The 15,305-nt window shown below is 71.4% G+C and carries 17 protein-coding genes and 1 riboswitch; of the genes, 4 read left to right on the top strand and 13 right to left on the bottom strand.

Features of this window, described 5'->3' with window-relative positions:
- Nucleotides 1–40: 40 nt before the first annotated feature.
- From G6W55_RS16750 to G6W55_RS16795, 12 genes are all read right to left on the bottom strand, one after another.
- Nucleotides 41–1,189, bottom strand: coding sequence for an LLM class flavin-dependent oxidoreductase (locus G6W55_RS16750; protein ID WP_175521650.1), 1,149 nt, complete (start codon nucleotides 1,187–1,189; stop codon nucleotides 41–43).
- Nucleotides 1,182–2,273 (bottom strand): LLM class flavin-dependent oxidoreductase, encoded by a 1,092-nt coding sequence (locus G6W55_RS16755; protein ID WP_175521651.1) that lies wholly within the window; start codon nucleotides 2,271–2,273, stop codon nucleotides 1,182–1,184. The genes G6W55_RS16750 and G6W55_RS16755 overlap by 8 nt, the downstream gene beginning before the upstream one ends.
- Nucleotides 2,270–3,643 carry an NtaA/DmoA family FMN-dependent monooxygenase gene (locus G6W55_RS16760; RefSeq protein ID WP_078636117.1) on the bottom strand — a complete coding sequence of 458 codons (1,374 nt, stop codon included), beginning with the start codon at nucleotides 3,641–3,643 and terminating at the stop codon, nucleotides 2,270–2,272. The genes G6W55_RS16755 and G6W55_RS16760 overlap by 4 nt, the downstream gene beginning before the upstream one ends.
- Nucleotides 3,644–3,665: 22 nt before the next feature.
- A complete protein-coding gene (locus G6W55_RS16765; RefSeq protein ID WP_175521652.1) occupies nucleotides 3,666–4,856 on the bottom strand; it encodes an LLM class flavin-dependent oxidoreductase in 1,191 nt (396 codons plus the stop codon).
- A gap of 75 nt (nucleotides 4,857–4,931) precedes the next feature.
- A complete protein-coding gene (locus tag G6W55_RS39565; RefSeq protein ID WP_354799281.1) occupies nucleotides 4,932–5,027 on the bottom strand; it encodes a putative leader peptide in 96 nt (31 codons plus the stop codon).
- A gap of 105 nt (nucleotides 5,028–5,132) precedes the next feature.
- Entirely contained in the window at nucleotides 5,133–6,158 is a 1,026-nt protein-coding gene (locus tag G6W55_RS16770; RefSeq protein ID WP_175521653.1) for a transporter substrate-binding domain-containing protein, read from the bottom strand.
- 96 nt (nucleotides 6,159–6,254) lie between these two features.
- Nucleotides 6,255–7,061 carry an amino acid ABC transporter ATP-binding protein gene (locus G6W55_RS16775; RefSeq protein WP_175521654.1) on the bottom strand — a complete coding sequence of 269 codons (807 nt, stop codon included), beginning with the start codon at nucleotides 7,059–7,061 and terminating at the stop codon, nucleotides 6,255–6,257.
- The gene (locus G6W55_RS16780; protein ID WP_175521655.1) at nucleotides 7,058–8,035 is read right to left on the bottom strand and encodes an amino acid ABC transporter permease; all 978 of its coding nucleotides are present in this window, start codon (nucleotides 8,033–8,035) and stop codon (nucleotides 7,058–7,060) included. Before G6W55_RS16780 ends, G6W55_RS16775 begins: the two co-directional genes overlap by 4 nt.
- 382 nt (nucleotides 8,036–8,417) lie before the next feature.
- Nucleotides 8,418–8,538: riboswitch (SAM riboswitch) on the bottom strand.
- Nucleotides 8,539–8,639: 101 nt separating this feature from the next.
- On the bottom strand, nucleotides 8,640–9,509 hold the full coding sequence (locus G6W55_RS16785) for a glutathione S-transferase C-terminal domain-containing protein (protein ID WP_175521656.1): 870 nt from the start codon (nucleotides 9,507–9,509) through the stop codon (nucleotides 8,640–8,642).
- Between the two features lie 149 nt (nucleotides 9,510–9,658).
- On the bottom strand, nucleotides 9,659–9,781 hold the full coding sequence (locus tag G6W55_RS39570) for a putative leader peptide (RefSeq protein ID WP_323181703.1): 123 nt from the start codon (nucleotides 9,779–9,781) through the stop codon (nucleotides 9,659–9,661).
- A gap of 130 nt (nucleotides 9,782–9,911) precedes the next feature.
- Nucleotides 9,912–10,841: a carbohydrate kinase family protein gene (locus G6W55_RS16790; protein WP_175521657.1), complete on the bottom strand. Its 930-nt coding sequence runs from the start codon at nucleotides 10,839–10,841 to the stop codon at nucleotides 9,912–9,914.
- The gene (locus G6W55_RS16795; RefSeq protein WP_175521658.1) at nucleotides 10,838–11,551 is read right to left on the bottom strand and encodes a class II aldolase/adducin family protein; all 714 of its coding nucleotides are present in this window, start codon (nucleotides 11,549–11,551) and stop codon (nucleotides 10,838–10,840) included. Before G6W55_RS16795 ends, G6W55_RS16790 begins: the two co-directional genes overlap by 4 nt.
- A 57-nt stretch (nucleotides 11,552–11,608) precedes the next feature.
- On the opposite strand from G6W55_RS16795, the gene G6W55_RS16800 reads away from it, so the two are divergent.
- The gene (locus G6W55_RS16800) at nucleotides 11,609–12,259 is read left to right on the top strand and encodes a TetR family transcriptional regulator (RefSeq protein ID WP_175521659.1); all 651 of its coding nucleotides are present in this window, start codon (nucleotides 11,609–11,611) and stop codon (nucleotides 12,257–12,259) included.
- A gap of 115 nt (nucleotides 12,260–12,374) precedes the next feature.
- Nucleotides 12,375–12,701: a divalent-cation tolerance protein CutA gene (gene cutA / locus G6W55_RS16805; RefSeq protein ID WP_175521660.1), complete on the top strand. Its 327-nt coding sequence runs from the start codon at nucleotides 12,375–12,377 to the stop codon at nucleotides 12,699–12,701.
- Nucleotides 12,702–12,715: 14 nt separating this feature from the next.
- Here the strand turns inward: cutA and G6W55_RS16810 are convergent, their stop codons facing one another.
- The gene (locus G6W55_RS16810) at nucleotides 12,716–13,957 is read right to left on the bottom strand and encodes a helix-turn-helix transcriptional regulator (protein ID WP_175521717.1); all 1,242 of its coding nucleotides are present in this window, start codon (nucleotides 13,955–13,957) and stop codon (nucleotides 12,716–12,718) included.
- Nucleotides 13,958–14,210: 253 nt separating this feature from the next.
- Here G6W55_RS16810 and G6W55_RS39275 point away from each other — a divergent pair, with 253 nt between their 5' ends.
- On the top strand, nucleotides 14,211–14,597 hold the full coding sequence (locus tag G6W55_RS39275; RefSeq protein ID WP_309243742.1) for an ATP-binding protein: 387 nt from the start codon (nucleotides 14,211–14,213) through the stop codon (nucleotides 14,595–14,597).
- Between the two features lie 337 nt (nucleotides 14,598–14,934).
- Nucleotides 14,935–15,123, top strand: a complete 189-nt coding sequence (locus tag G6W55_RS16820; protein ID WP_175521662.1) for an FxLD family lanthipeptide — start codon at nucleotides 14,935–14,937, stop codon at nucleotides 15,121–15,123.
- Nucleotides 15,124–15,305 lie beyond the last annotated feature (182 nt).

Here is a 15,305-nt window from a genome sequence, read left to right on the forward strand (position 1 = left end):
GTGACGTGATCCCGGCCGCACCGGCGTCCCGCGGCCGGTGTCAGGGGGCCTCGGGCAGATGCCCGCGGCGGCGCCACTCGTCGGCGAGCAGGGTGTAGGAGCGGACCCGGTCGGCGTGGTCGTGGGTGATGGTGGTGATGAGCAACTCGTCGGCGCCGGTGGCCTCCTGGAGCTGTTCCAGCCGGTCGGCGACCTGGGCCGGGGTGCCGGTGAACTGGGTGTCGAGCCGGTCCTGGACGAGGGCCTGGTCCTCGTCCGTCCAGGGCAGGGCGCGGGCCTGCTCCGGGGTGGGGAAGGCGATGGCGCCCTCGGCGGTGCGGATGCTGCGCACCCACGGCCCGTATCCGGCGGCCAGCTCCCGGGCACCGTCCTCGTCCTCGGCGACGACGACATCGGCGGAGACGCTCACGTACGGCCGGTCGAGGGTCGCCGAGGGCTTGAAGCGGGCCCGGTAGCCGTCCACGGCCTCCAGGACGGTGGCCGGGCTGACGTGGTAGTTCGCCGCGAAGCGCAGTCCGCGGGCGCCCGCGACCTCGGCGCTGGTGCCGCCGCTGCTGCCCAGGATCCACACCTGGACGTCGGCGCCCTCGCCGGGCACGGCATGGGCCTCCAGGCCCTCCGGGGAGCGGTAGCTGCCGGCGAGCAGGGCGAGCAGGTCGTCGATCTGCTCGGCGTAGTCCTGGGACTCGGCGCCGGGCAGTTTGAGCAGTCTGAGCTGGAGGGCGATCCGAGGGGAGCCGAGGAGGTTCTCGAAGGAGAACCGGGGCGGGACGACCAGCCCGTTGGGCGCCCGGCCGTCGACCACCGGGGTGGCGGTGGGCGGCGGTTCGGCCGGGCGGCCGGAGGGTCCGCCGCCGGAGCGGCCCACGCCGAGGTCGAGCCGGCCGGGGTGCAGGGCGTCGATCAGCCCGAACTCCTCGACCGTGTTCAGCGCGGTGCGGTGACCGAGCTGAACGGCCCCGGAGCCGAGCCGGATGGTGTCGGTCACGGCGGCGGTGAGGGCGAGGAGGACGGCGGGTGAGGTGCCCGCGACGCCGGGGTTGAGGTGGTGTTCGGCGAACCAGTAGCGGCTGTAGCCGACCTGTTCGGCCCGGCGGGCGAGGTCGAGGGAGTTGCGCAGGGCATCGGAGGCCGTCGCCCCGGCCGGGACCGGGACCAGGTCGAGGACGCCGAGGGGTGTCTCAGGCACGGGCGGGCTCCTCCTCGGCGGGCGCCGCCGGGAGCACCGGGCCCCAGGCGAACGGCGGGTCGGGTATCTCCTTGCGCAGCACCGGCGCCACCTGCGCCTGGAACCGCTCCAGCGAGTCGCGGTGCCGAGTGTCCGTCAGTCCGCTCGCGTTCGCTTGCAGATGGAGCACGGAGTGCCCGAACTGCTCGTGGTAGCGGTGGACTTTGTCGATCACCTGCTGCGGGCTGCCGATCAGGGCGGAGCTGCGCTCGACGAAGTCCTCCAGCGTCTCGAAGACGACGGGCAGGCCGGTACGGCGCTGGAAGTCGAGGTTGCTCTCGAAGATCGGCCGGTACGTCTCGCGCGCCTCCTGCGAGGTGCGGGCCACGTACACCCCGGCCGATCCGGCGCCGACCGCGATGTCCGCCGGGTCGTGGCCGTAGTGCTCCCAGCGTTCGCGGTAATGGCGGACCAGTTCGGCGTAGGGCTCGACGGGGTGGGTGACGTTCGCGGAGAACAGCGGGTCGCCGTAGCGGGCGGCCAGGTCCACGGACTCCTTGCTGGTGGCGCTGCCGTGCCAGACGCGGACCGGCCGCTGGTAGGGCCGGGGCCACACCTCGGCGTCCTTCAGCTCGGGCCGGAAGCGGGTGGCCGCGGTGACCTTGTCGTGGCGCCAGATCTGCCGGAACACCTCGTAGCTCTCGGCGTTGCGCTCCCACTGGTCCTCGGGGGTGACGTGGAACAGGTCGCGCTGGGCGGAGCCGTTGCCCTTGCCGATGATCAGGTCGAGGCGGCCGCCGGAGAGATGGTCGAGGGTGGCGTAGTCCTCGTAGGCGCGGACCGGGTCGAGGAGGCTGAGGGTGGTCACGGCGGTGAACAGCCGGATCCGCCGGGTCAGGGCGGCGACATGGCTGAGGACGACGGTCGGCGAGGAGGAGATGAACGGCCGTTCGTGCCGCTCCCCCACGCCGAAGCCGTCGAAGCCGAGTTCCTCGGCGAGCAGGGCGTTGTCGAGCACCTCGCGGAAGCGGTCCTGAGTGGACTTCAGGACGCCGGTGACCGGGTCCGGGCGGTGCACGATCAGGGTGATGGCGAGGAACTTCACGACGCGGCCCGCTCGTGGCGGATGTCGTCCGGGTGGGCGAGGCCGAGGTGGTCGCGCAGGGTGGTGCCCTCGTACTCGGTGCGGAAGACGCCCTGTTCCTGGAGGAGCGGGACGACCTGGTCGGCGAAGGTGTCGAGGCCGCCCGGGGTGAGGTGCGGGACCAGGATGAAGCCGTCGCTGGCGTCGGCCTGGACGTAGTCGTTGATGGTGCGGGCGACGGTCTCGGCGGAGCCGACGAAGTTCTGCCGGTTGCCGGTCTCGATGACCAGGTCGCGGATGGACCAGTTGTTCGCCGCCGCGCGCTCGCGCCACTCACGGGCGGTGGCGATCGGGTCCCGGTACATCCGGACCTGGGCGCGGCCGCGGGCGATGTGGTGCTCGCCGGGGTCGGGGTCGATGTCGGGCAGCGGGCCCTCCGGGTCGTAGCCGGAGAGGTCGCGGTTCCAGACGAACTCCAGGTGCTTGATCGCGGTGGCGCCGCTGACCTGCTGGCGGCGGACGTCGCGGGCGATCTCCTCGGCCTCCGCGTCGGTGTCGCCGAGGACGAAGCTGGCGGCGGGCAGGATCAGGAGCTGGTCGGGGCGGCGGCCGTAGCGGGCGAGGCGGGACTTGACGTCGGTGTAGAAGGCGCGGCCGTCGTCGAGTCCGGCGTACCGGCTGAAGATGGCGTCGGCGGCGGAGGCGGCGAACTCGCGGCCCTCGTCGGAGTCCCCGGCCTGGAAGATCACCGGGCGGCCCTGGGGGCTGCGCGGCACGTTGAACCGGCCGTGGATGTCGAAGTGCCGGCCCTCGTGGACGAACGCGCCGGCCTTGGCGTCGCGCAGGAAGGTGCCGGTGGCCTGGTCGGCGAGGATCTCGTCGCCCTGCCAGGAGTCGAAGAGTTCGTTCGCCGTGGCGAGGAACTCCTTGGCGCGGGAGTAGCGCTCCTCCTGCGGGAGGAAGCCGCCGCGGCGGAAGTTCTCGCCGGTGAAGGCGTCCCAGGAGGTGACGACGTTCCACGCGGAGCGGCCGCCGGAGAGGTGGTCGAGGCTGGCGAACTGGCGGGCCACCTCGTAGGGCTCGTTGAAGGTGGAGTTGATGGTGCCGGTCAGTCCGAGGTGTTCGGTGACGGCGGCGAGCGCGGCGAGGACGGTGAAGGTGTCGGGGCGGCCCACCACGTCCAAGTCGTAGATCTTGCCGCCCTGTTCGCGCAGGCGCAGGCCCTCGGCGAGGAACAGGAAGTCGAACTTGGCGCGTTCGGCGGTGCGGGCGAAGTGGGCGAAGGAGCTGAACTCGATATGGCTGCCGGCCCGCGGGTCGCTCCACACGGTGGTGTTGTTGACGCCGGGGAAGTGCGCGGCCAGGTGGATCTGCTTCAGGGGCTTGCTCATGGTCGTCGGCTCTCCGTCCGGCTCAGGCTGCGGCATAGCGGTTGGCGGGGCGGGTCAGACCGAGGAGCCCGCGCAGGGTGTCGGCCTCGTAGGCGCGGCGGAAGGCGTCGCGGCGCTGGAGTTCGGGGACCAGGCCGCGGGTGATCGCCGGCAGGTCGTCGCCGGCGACGGCGGGGCGCAGCCGGAACCCGGTGAGTCCGGCCTCCTGGAACTCCTGGAGCAGATCGGCGAGTTGGGCGGGGGTTCCGGTGAAGATCCGGGCGTCGCTCGTGAACTCCTCGCCCGCCAGGGCGTCGAGGCGCTCGCGGCGGGCGGTGGCCTCGGCGGGGTCCTCGTCGAGGAAGACCACCAGGTCGCCGAAGATGTGCAGCGGTTCGGCGGTCCGGCCCGCCGCGTCCTGTTCGGCGCGGATCTCGGCGACGATCGCGCGGGCCTGTCCGGTGTCGTGGGGTGTGACGAAGCCGAGGTCGGCGGCGCGGGCCACCAGCCGGTAGGGGACGGTGTCGTGGGCGAGGGCGGCGACCAGGGGCTGGCCCTGCGGCGGGCGCGGGGTGATGGAGGGGCCCTTGACGCTGAAGTGGCGGCCCTCGAAGTCGATGTAGTGCAGCTTGTCGCGGTCGATGAAGCGCCCGGTGGCCGCGTCCCGGATCTCGGCGTCGTCCTCCCAACTGTCCCAGAGCCGGCGGACGACCTCGACGTGGTCGGCGGCCTCGTCGAACAGGTCGGCCACCACCGGGCCGCGCAGATCGTCGATGGGCGGGATCGTACGGCGGCCGAAGTGGGCGGCGTCGCTCTGCCGGCCGGTGATCTGGACGCGTACGCCGGCACGGCCGGTGCTGACGTAGTCCAGGGTGGCGATGGCCTTGGAGAGGTGGAAGGGCTCGGTGTGGATGGTGACCGCGGTCGGCACCAGCCCGATGTGCCGGGTGAGGGGGGCGACGCGGGACGCGGTCAGGACGGCGTCGAGGCGGCCGCGGACCTGGTCGGTGCGGTCGTCCGGGTCGAGGAAGTGGGAGGACTGGAGGCCGAGGCCGTCCTCGAAGGTGACGAGGTCGAGGAGGCCGCGCTCGGCCTCGGTGACCTGGTCGGCCCAGTAGCGGGCGGTGAACAGCTCGCGGGGGCGGGCGACGGGCTCGCGCCAGGAGGCGGGATGCCAGCCGGTGCCGTCGAGGGCGACGGCGAGGTGGAGCGGGGAAAGGGATGCTGAGGACACGGTGGTGCCTTCCTGGAGGTCCGTACGAGAGCGCACGTCACCCGCGCCATGGGGTGCGGCATCGGGGAACGGGTGTCAGGAGCGACAGAGCGCGCCGGCCACGCGCTGGAGGTCGATGTGGGCCCGGGAGTGGAGGTGCACGGCGTGGAAGGTGGGCGTCACGGCCGGCACCTCCCTCTCCCGGGGCGCGCGATCGCGCCTCACATGCCTCTTCTACGGTGGAACGCCCTGGCCGGACCCGATGTTCCCGGCTGACGACGTGTCAGGAACTGTGCGTCAGGAATTGTCGAGCGGCAGGCCGGGCGGGTTCACCTCGGACTTGGCGACGGCCTCGTTGGAGAGGTTGTAGACCTCCAGCCACTTGGCGTACTGGCCGTTGTCGATCAGGTAGTTGATGGCTTCGGCGAGCGGCTCGGCGAGACCGCTGTCCTTCTTCGCGGTGGCCGCGATGAGACCCTGGAGGGTCTCGCCGGCGCCGGAGAAGGTGCCCGCGTTGGCTGTCGCGTTGGCCGTGCCCGCGGTCTTGGCGACGTTGTAGGCGATGCCGGGGTTGGGGCCGAAGTAGGCGTCGATCTTGCCGCTGTTGAGGGCCAGGTAGGTGCCGTTGCGGTCCGGGTAGTACTTGACGGTGAGCTTCTTGCCCTCGCTCTCCAGCTTCTTCTTCCACTCCAGCAGGATCTTCTCCTGGTTGGTGCCGGAGCCGACGGAGACGGTGAGCCCGGCGAGGTTCTTGTAGTCGCCGTCGAACTTCCAGGTGCTGGACTTCTTCACCTCCCAGCCGAGGTTGTCCTGACGGTAGGAGGCGAACTCGTACTTCTTCTTGCGCTCCTCGGTGTCGGTGACGTTGGAGAAGGCCACGTCGACCTTGCCGCTGTCGATGCCGACGAAGAGGTTCTCCCAGGTGAAGTTCTTGGTCTCGGGCTCCAGGCCGAGGACCGCCGCCACCAGCCGGCCGAGGTCGGGTTCGGCGCCGGTGAGGGTCTTCTGGTCGTCGCCGACGTAGGCCAGCGGGGCGAAGCCGGAAGGAAGGGCGCCTACGCCGATGGTGAGCTTGCCGCTCTTCTGCACGGCGTCCGGGAGCTTGGCGCTGATGGACTTGACCTCGGAGACCTTGATGGTGGTCTCCTTCGCGGCGCCGTTGGACACGCGGCCGACGGTCACGCCCCCGGCGGCGGCGCTGTCGGTGGTGGTGGCGGCGTCGCTGTCCCCACCGCAGGCGGCGAGCCCGGTGGCGAGGGTGGCGACCGCGGTCGCCGCGGTGATGCCGCGTATCAGGCTGCGTCGGGTGACGTGGGCAGACATGGGCCGTCCTTTGGTGCTGGGTGAGAGAGGGTGGTGGTGTGGGGGCGGGGTGGTGCGTGGGGGGAGGTCTGGGGGCGCGCCAGGGTTGCGCGCGGGTCAGAGGACCTTGCTCAGGAAGTCCCGGGTGCGCTCGTGCTGCGGCTTGTCGAGGACCTCGGCGGGCGGGCCCTGCTCGACGATCCGGCCGCCGTCGATGAAGACGACGCGGTCGGCGACCTCGCGGGCGAAGCCGACCTCGTGGGTGACGATGACGAGGGTGGTGCCGCTGGTCGCCAGGTCCTTGATGACCGCGAGGACCTCGCCGACGAGTTCGGGGTCGAGGGCCGAGGTGGGCTCGTCGAAGAGGATGACGCCGGGGCGCAGCGCGAGGGCGCGGGCGATGGCGACGCGCTGCTGCTGGCCGCCGGAGAGCTGGCGGGGATAGGCGGCGGCCTTGTCGGCGAGGCCGACCCGGCCGAGGAGTTCGCGGGCGAGTTCCTGGGCGGCGGGGCGGCTGAGCTTGCCGGTGGCGACAGGGGCGGCGGCGATGTTGTCCAGCACGGTGAGGTGCGGGAAGAGGTTGAAGTTCTGGAAGACGAAGCCGATGCGGCTGCGCTGGGTGAGGATGGCGCGTTCGCTCAGCTCGCGCAGCCGGCCGCCGTGCCGGCGGACGCCGATCGGCTCGCCGTTGATGCTGACATGGCCGATCTCGGGCTTCTCCAGGTGGTTGATGACCCGGAGCAGGGTGGACTTCCCGGAGCCGGACGGGCCGAGGATCACGGTGACCTCGCCGGGCCGTACGGTCAGGTTCACTCCGTCCAGGACGCGGTGGGCGCCGTACCACTTGTGCACGTCGTGCACCTCGACGGCGGCGGGCACGCTCGCCCCGGGGGCGGTGGTCGCCTCGGTGGTCTCGGTGGTCATACGGCGGCCTCCCTGCGGATGCGGGCGCGCAGGTCGGTGAACCCGGTCCGCAGTTTCTGCAACGGCGTCGGCGGCAGGGAGCGGGTGGCGCCCCGGGCGTAGTACCGCTCGACGTAGAACTGGGCGACGGACACCAGGCTGGTCAGGATCAGGTACCAGACGGTGACCACGAGCAGCAGCGGCACGATGTCGCCGGGGTAGGTGGAGCCCATGGTCTGCGCGGTGCCGAACAGGTCGAGCAGGGACACGTAGAAGACCAGGGAGGTGGCCTTGATGAGGCCGATGAGCTGGTTGACGTAGTTGGGGACGATCGAGCGCAGCGCCTGCGGGAAGACGATCCTGCGGAACTGGTAGCTCTTGGGCAGGCCGAGCGCGGCGGACGCCTCGTGCTGGCCCTGGTCGACGGAGAGGATGCCGCCGCGGACCACTTCGGCGGCGTAGGCGGCCTCGTTGAGGCTGAGGCCGACGACGGCGATCACCATGTCGGTGGCGAGCCGGGACTCGTCGAAGGTGAAGAAGGCCGGTCCGAAGGGGACGCCCACGCTCAACGTCTGGTACAGGGCGCTGAAGTTGTAGAGGAAGAGCAGGACGACGATCAGCGGGATGGACCGCAGGGCCCAGACGTAGGTCCAGCTCACCGCGCGCAGCACCGGGCTCCTGGAGAGCCGGGCGAGGGCGAGCAGGATGCCGCCGAGAAGGCCGAGCACCGCGCTGTAGGCGGCGACTTCCAGGGTGATCAGCAGTCCGTCGAGGATGACGGGCCGCAGGAACCAGTAGCCGAAGCGGTCCCACTGGTAGAACGGGTTGGCGATCAGGCCGTGCGCGAACTGGGCGACCAGGACCAGGACGATCGCGGTGGCGATCCAGCGTCCGGGCCGTCGCAGCGGCTGAACGCGCTGTGCGGAGAGCTGTTTTGACGGGGTGTCGGCTATGGGCTTCGCATCGAGGGTCGCGACGCCTGGGGGTTCGCTCATGAGGGGCTCCGGCGGAAGTCGGGCACCCCGGACGGGCACGGCCGTGGTGGCGGCCGCGGGAGGGCGCGCGGCGCACGGTCGTGTACGGAGAACCGGAGTGGGGCTGCGGTGGACGGCTCACCGCTTCTGCGGTGTGCGTCGGGAACGCGGCGGGGCGAGGGGAATGTGCTGCGGTGGTGCCGGGTCTGCTGGTGTCAGCCCCGACAGCGGGCACGGCCCGGTGCGGTACACAGTGCGCTGTTCACGCGGAGCAGATCGACGGCCCGGTCGGCGACGAGGGGCTGCTGCGCGGACGGACGCACGCAGCCCCGAAGGCGGCGGGGCGCCGTCCTGGGAGCTGCGTACATGGGACTCTCCGTCACTCGTGCGGACCCCGGAGGGGCCCTCGCGCTTACCGGATCCGTGCGGTCACGTCATCCGGTCCGGTCGTCACCTGGGGCACCCCACCGCGATGCGAGGGTTGCCGGTCAGCAAGCCAGGGCTTGTCGCTGACGCTCATGACCGTTCTGGGCCGTAAGTAAAGACAGGCACCCGAACGAATGTCAACGCCGGTCCATGTGCTGGAACGGCAGCGGGGCCGCAACGGCCCCGCGTCCCCGGGCGGTTACGGGGCCGGCGCGATGTGGGCGGCCCAGTCCAGGATCTGCACGGCGGCGCCCGCGGCCTCCAGGCCCTGACAACGGGCGTGGTGGCGGCGGGCGATGCCGTCGAGGTCGAGGTGCGCGCCGAACGCGGGGTGCGCGGCGAGCCGGCGGGCGTGGGCCCACAGGGCGGGGTGCCCGGCGATGCGCTGCACGGCGGACGCGTCGAGGTGATGGCGGTGCACGGTGTCGAGCTGCACCAGCGCGACCCACAACTCCACGTCGGCTGCGGTGATCTGATCACCGATCAGGTACGGCTGCACGCGCAGTCCCCGGTCCAGCACGCCGAGGGTGTGGAGCAGGGTGTCGAGCGCGGCGGCGCGTTCCTCGTCGCCGGTGCCGGCCGTGCCGGCGCGCTGCGCGGCCCGCTCGATGCCCTGGGCGCACATCCGCTCGACGGCGTCGATCTCGGACTCGGCGCCGCACGGGTACAGCGCGGTCCGGCCGCCGCCGAAGCGCCGGGCGAGGTCGCGGGCGATGTCGGGGCCGTGGGTGGAGACGATCCGGCCCGACCAGTCGTCGCTGAGCACGGGCGCGACGGCCGGTCCGGTGTAGTGGTGGGCGCTGGCGTCGTAGAGCGGGCGCAGCGCGGAGTGGCCGCCGTCGGGACAGTCGGGGACGGCGGGCAGGAACGTGACGGGACAGGCGCGTTCCAGGCCGAGGAGGCTGTGGGTGACGGCGATGCGCAGCCCGTCGGGGTCGGCGGCGGACAGATGGAGGCGGTAGCGGCGCGGCACGGCGTAGTGGCCGCTGCGGGCGTCACTGCCGATACGGCCCCGGAAGACGGGGACGGACCGGACCGTGAGCCGGGCGGCCGGTGGTGTGAAGGACATGACTCTCCCCGGGGGCGGCGCGCGCGGCGGACCGGCGCGCGGCGGATGCGACGACGGAGGACGACGGAACGGGGGGACCGTGCGGCCGCGCGCCGGGCGGGCGGTGCCCAGGGGGCACCGCCGGGGCGGACGCGGTAGGGGCGGCCGGCTCAGCGCTGGGCGCTGATCGCGCTGCACACGCGCTGGAGGTCGATGTGACGGCGGGAGGTCAGAAGGGGCGACGACCATGACGTACGGCTCGCTCGGCCGGTGGCCGGCTCCTGTCGCCCCATGATTCCCTACCCGTTCACTAGGATTCCCGTACCGAGTGTCGATCCGCCCTCGCACGGCGTCAAGGGGTCGTCCACCAGGTGAGTCGGCGAGCGGCGGGAAGGGCCTCTCGCACGGGTCGCCGGTGCCGGGTCACGCGTGGCAGGTGGCCGTCGCGGCGAACGCGTCGGCGGCCGCGAGGTCGAACGTGCCGTGGTCGCTGCCGAGGCCCTGGGCGACGAGCGCCGCCGCGGCGCTGCCGAGCACGGCGGCGTCCCCCGGCGTCCGGCCGAGGCTCACGCCCCGCAGATAGCCCGCGGAGAAGGCGTCGCCGCAGCCGGTGGTGTCGACGACGCCCACGACGAAGGCGGGCACCGGTTCCGCGCCGTCCGCCGTGACCACGAGCGCGCCCTCCCCGCCGCGGGTGACGGCGACGACTCCGGCCCCGGCGGCGAGCAGCTTGCGCGCCCCCGTCAGCAGGTCCTCCTCGCCGGTGAAGCCGAGCACCTGGTCCTCGTTGGGCAGGAAGTGGTCGATGTACGGCAGCGCCGCCTCGATCTGCTCGAAGCTGCCGAGGACACCCGGCGCGAGCAGGTCGACGGAGGTGACGACCCCGTGGTCCCGCGCGTACGACAGGATGCGCGCGGCGGCGTCGACACCGATCAGCTCGGGTCCGCCGAGGTGCAGATGGGTGGCCCGGGCGAGGGCCTCCCAGGGGACGTCGTCCGGGCCGTAGGTGATGTTCGCGCCGAGGAGGTGCAGCGAGGGCCGGTCGCCGTTGGGGCGGATCGGCAGGACACTCGCGGAGGTTGCGGTGTCGGCGCGGCGAACGAGGAACTCGGTGCCGACGCCCGCCCTTTGGAGCAGCGCGACGAGCAGGTCACCGCTGGGGTCGGCGCCGACGGCACCGGCGCTGTGCACCTCGGCGCCGAGCTTGGCGAGGGTGAGGGCGGTGCCGCCGGCCGTCCCGGCGGCGGTCATCCGGATGTCCTCGACCAGGGTGGCGCCCTGCCCCTCGGGTATCGCCTCCACCGGCCGGACCAGGACGTCCAGCACGTGCACGCCCATCGTGAAGACCTTCATCGGTGCCCCTCCTGAGCGGGTGGTACGGGTGATCCGGGTGCGGCGGGTGCCACGGGGTGGGTGGTGCCGTACTCGCGGGCGATCGCCGCCTCGATCACCGCCTGCTGCTGCCGCTCGTCGAGGACGCGCGGCCGGCCCATGACAGCCGCGCGCTGGTACACACCGCAGGCCCATTCGAGGAGCAGCGCGTGCTCGACGGCCCGGTCGAGGGTCGCGGCGTGGGTGACGGCACCGTGGTTCGCCATCAGCGCGGCACCGCGGCCGTCGAGGGCGGCGAGGACGGACTCGGCGAGTTCCGGGGTGCCGAAGGTGGCGTACGGCGCGACCCTGACCGCCCCGCCCAGGGCGAGCAACTGATAGTGGATGCACGGAAGTTCATCCAGCACACAGGCGACGGCGGTGGCCATCGGGGCGTGGGTGTGGACGAGCGCCCCGGTGGCGCGTCGTCGGTGCACGCCGAGGTGGAGGTCCAGTTCGGAGGTGGGCCGCAGGGTGCCGGCGACGAGCGCGCCGTCGAGGTCGACCACGGTGACCTGATCCGGCGTCAGTTCGGCGAGGACGGCCCCGGTCGCGGTGACGGCGACCAGGTCACCGGCGCGCACGCTCACGTTCCCTGCCGTGCCGATCAGGAGGCCCTCGGCCCCCAGGCGCCGGCAGGCGTCCGCCACGGCGGCCCGTTCCTCGCTCAGCGCCGAGCTTGAGGCGGTCATGGGCGCGAAGGTAGCGTAAACGTGAAACAAAGTCACGTTCACGTTCGGAGACGCCCCTTGGACCGGCCGACCTCGACTCCCCCCTCCCAGACCGGTGCCGCGGCCCTGCGCCGCACGCCCCGGCAGGCCCGCAGCAAGGCACGCCTCGCGCTGCTGCTGGCGGCCGCCGAGCGGATCCTCGTGGAGGAGGGCGTGGAGGCCCTGACCACGACCCGGGTGGCGGCGGAGGCGAAGGTGTCGGTCGGCTCGCTGTACCAGTACCTGCCGGACCGGGGCGCGATCATCGACGCCCTGGCGGCGGGCTGGTTCACCCGTCTCGAAGGGGTGATGGACGACCTCGCGGGGACCGCGGCGCGCGAGCACTGGGAGGATCCGGTGGGCGTCCTGGTCGACACGTACGCGCACATCTACCGGACGGAACACGGCTTCCGCGCCCTGTGGTTCGGCAGCGGACTCACCGAACGCACCCGGGAGGCCGACCGCGAGCACAAGCGCCGGATGGCCGACGGGATCCGCCGGGTCCTACTGGCGCTGAACGTGGCCCGCGACGACGAGGCACTCGCCCGCTCCTGTCACGCCGCGATCCTCACGGCCGACGCACTCGCCCAGGAGGCGTTCCGCCGGGATCCGGAGGGCGACGCGGCACTGCTGGAGGAGGCGAAGGTGATGCTGCGGGGGTATTTGGGGGTGGTGGTGGGGCGGTACTGAGGCCACTTCGGGCGGAGAACGGCTTCCGACCCGGTGATCCACCGGTCGGGACGACCCGATCAGCTTCCCTGACTGCTGGATAGGGTCGCGATATCCGAGCTGGAGAGGTAGTTGCATGGCCAACGACATTGTGATCGCGCAGACGACCAGCGACAACGAGGACCTGGCGAAGGCGCTGGCCCGGGGGGCTGTCGAAAGCAAGCTGGCAGCGGGCGTCCACATCGATGCGCCGATCACCGCGTTCTACTGGTGGAAGGACAAGGTTGAAACAGCGCAGGAGTGGCGGATCTCGTACATGACCACGACGGACCGCCTCCCGGCGCTGGAAGCTTGGCTGCACGAGAAGCATCCGTACGACATCCCCCAGTGGATCACTCTGCCCGTGTCCGGTGGGTCGGAGGCGTATCTGTCCTGGGTCGTTGAGGAGACGACACAGGGCTGAGAAGCGACGGTGGTTCAGGAGGCGAACTGCCGCAGGTGGACGGCAAGATCTTGCTCTCTGTCGGGGAGCGATGCCGCGATGGTCGATGCGCGCTCCTTGCCCATGGTGTTGGGCTTGGCCCGTGCTGCGGCGGCGAACTGGCGTGACACGTAGACCCCTTGATCGATGTCGCCTCCACGCAGCAGGGCCGAAGCGAGATCACCGAGAACCACGACGCCTCCGTCCGGGAGTTGGTCCCCGAGGCGGTCGACCGCGGTGTCTGCCGTGGTGGTGAGTTCAGGACGCCTCAACTGTCCGTACACAGAGAGGGCCAACGAGTCCATGCGGTACGGGGTCACGAAGCGGACCCATGCCTGCTCGCTGGTGTGATCTGCGAAGTCGTAGGCGAAACGCGCTCGCTCCAACGCACGGAGCGCCCCCATTTCGTCGCCGACCGCCGCAGCCTCCTCCGCGTGCCTGCCGAACACCCAGGCGGCAGCAGTGGCGTTGCCGTGGCCTCGCACGTCGCCGGCCGCTTGGGAAAGGAGCTCCATCTTCGCCTTCGACGTCGAGGCTCCATAGCTGCTGTAGGTCAGGGCCAAGGCGCGGAGCGGAGGGTGCCCCGCGATCGTCGCACACTGCGACGTGACCGTGTAGTAGGCGTCGGCTTTGTCGTGCTCACCCAGATCCCAGGCCATCCAACCGGCCAGAGCGGCAGTTTCACCGGCGGCGACAGTGAGAGCCCACTCGTGTTCGCCGGCACGAGGCAGAGCCGCGGTGATCGCGTCAAGGTGCGACTCGACCGCGCTCCGTAGCCGCCGGGCGCTGAGACTGAGTTCCTGGACGTGTAGTTCAGCGGTCCGGTCGATGAGCGCGGCGGCGGAGAGCGAATCGATCTTGGACCGCTTGCTGAGGGCGAAGGCAAGGCGCCCCCAGGGCTCGGCTGCCGCGCTCACGCCGACGGCGGCGCCACCCAGCAGTGTCCGACGCTTCACGGCGTCCTGGTCCTCCTCTGCATGGGTATGCCCCTTCCTCTTCCGAGCACGGGCAGCCTTGGCCTCCCGCCGTAACTCCTCGAAGGGCACACCGCAGGCCGCGGCAATGTGGGCGATTGTGTGATTGGTGGGGATGTTCTCGAAGTTCTCATAGCGGCTGATCTCTCGGCGGGTCATGGTGTCCCGGCCGGAGACGGCGTTGATCGCGTCTGCCTGCTCCTCCTGCGTCCTGCCCGCCTCCTGCCGGAGCCGGAGGAGCAGGTCGGCGAACGGATCTGGCATGAGTGTGACCTCTGTTGGTGGGCGGGATCCCATCATGACCTCAATTTCCCCCTGCAACTTCCCCCTTGACAGATTTTTCCCCCTCTGAATTCCCCTGGTCGACGGCGTCGCCACGCGATGCGATAGCCCCATGACCAGGCTCCAAGAGGGGACCCCGCCCGGCGGGGACATCCATAGTCTTGCCGACGTGGCAGGCGTGTCATGCACGAGGTCGATCAGCGAAGGCCGCCACGGCACATCGGCAGGGGCAGGCATACCGGCAGTAGGCCCTAGCTGCCATGCGGCCTTTCTCCCTGATCTCGCGAAAGTTGGGGAGATGCGGCAGACAGCCCGGGCGTTCCTGCGGCGGTGCCGTGTTCCGGAGCCGCCGGCGGAGGTCGTCGCACTCGCCGTCTCGGAGCTGGTCACCAACGCTGTGGTTCACGGTAGGGGTGAAGTCACGCTCCAGATCACGGTGTCCGCCGACGTGGTGCGCGTCTCGGTCACCGATCACAATCCGGCCCCAGCCGTACTCAAGCAAGCCGGACCTGACGGTGAATCGGGCCGCGGGATGCGGCTTGTCGATGCGATCTCAGACGCGTGGGAGAGCAGCGGCAAGGAGACGTGGTGTGAGTTCCGGTACGCGAACGTTGCGGATTGAACCAGCCGCCCGGCCAGCCAGCACCGGCCACCGCAAACGGCGGCTCCAGGCCGACGCGATCACGCCGCACCGTGCCCGCCGCGCCGTGGCACTGCCCTTGAAGCTCCTTGCCGCGTTGCTGGTAGCCGCCCTCATCATCCGGGCGGTGTCTGCCGGGGCCAGGCCGCGAAGGACCACCCGCAGGCGCGGCCCGCCGCTGCCTGACGGCACCACACACCAACCCCGGACGCGCGCCCGCCGAGGTGACTTCGCCGCGCGCCCACCGTCCGGCATCAGACGCCGGGTCCCGCATCGGGGCTCGGTATCCCGCACCATCCATCACTCCCAGGAGGCATGCATGACCGCCACTCAGATCGAAAGGCTGACCGCCCCCGCCACGCAGGCCGACCTCGTGAAGACCGGCGACGACCCGTTCGAGCTCGACATCACCTTCATCGAGGGCACGCCGGCGACCGAGACCGTCCTGATGTGCGGTACCGGCGACAACTGCGGCAGCTCCTGCCCCAGCGCCTGCACCACCTCGTAAGCCGGGCCACCCCGGCAGCGCGGGCCGGACGGGTCACCCCGCCCGGCCCGCCCCCCACCGTCACGCCAGAAGAGGAGGAGAGCGCCGATGACACGGCAAAGGCCGAGCCTGTACGAGGCTGCGGGGCAGGCCATGCTGCGTGCCGCGGTCCATACGAGCGAGCCTGTCATGCCGCCCTGGCC

It is taken from the genome of Streptomyces sp. CAI-85 (assembly GCF_013363615.1).
GTDB lineage: Bacteria > Actinomycetota > Actinomycetes > Streptomycetales > Streptomycetaceae > Streptomyces > Streptomyces antibioticus_B.

Excerpts from the sequence above, each read along its gene's own strand:
- G6W55_RS16760 (WP_078636117.1), bottom strand. The coding sequence starts at position 3,643 with ATGAGCAAGCCCCTGAAGCAGATCCACCTGGCCGCGCACTTCCCCGGC.
- G6W55_RS16770 (WP_175521653.1), bottom strand. The coding sequence starts at position 6,158 with ATGTCTGCCCACGTCACCCGACGCAGCCTGATACGCGGCATCACCGCG.
- G6W55_RS16775 (WP_175521654.1), bottom strand. The coding sequence starts at position 7,061 with ATGACCACCGAGACCACCGAGGCGACCACCGCCCCCGGGGCGAGCGTG.
- G6W55_RS16780 (WP_175521655.1), bottom strand. The coding sequence starts at position 8,035 with ATGAGCGAACCCCCAGGCGTCGCGACCCTCGATGCGAAGCCCATAGCC.
- G6W55_RS16785 (WP_175521656.1), bottom strand. The coding sequence starts at position 9,509 with ATGTCCTTCACACCACCGGCCGCCCGGCTCACGGTCCGGTCCGTCCCC.
- G6W55_RS39570 (WP_323181703.1), bottom strand. The coding sequence starts at position 9,781 with ATGGGGCGACAGGAGCCGGCCACCGGCCGAGCGAGCCGTACGTCATGG.
- G6W55_RS16790 (WP_175521657.1), bottom strand. The coding sequence starts at position 10,841 with ATGAAGGTCTTCACGATGGGCGTGCACGTGCTGGACGTCCTGGTCCGG.
- G6W55_RS16795 (WP_175521658.1), bottom strand. The coding sequence starts at position 11,551 with ATGACCGCCTCAAGCTCGGCGCTGAGCGAGGAACGGGCCGCCGTGGCG.
- cutA (WP_175521660.1), top strand. The coding sequence starts at position 12,375 with ATGGCCAACGACATTGTGATCGCGCAGACGACCAGCGACAACGAGGAC.
- G6W55_RS16810 (WP_175521717.1), bottom strand. The coding sequence starts at position 13,957 with ATGCCAGATCCGTTCGCCGACCTGCTCCTCCGGCTCCGGCAGGAGGCG.
- G6W55_RS16820 (WP_175521662.1), top strand. The coding sequence starts at position 14,935 with ATGACCGCCACTCAGATCGAAAGGCTGACCGCCCCCGCCACGCAGGCC.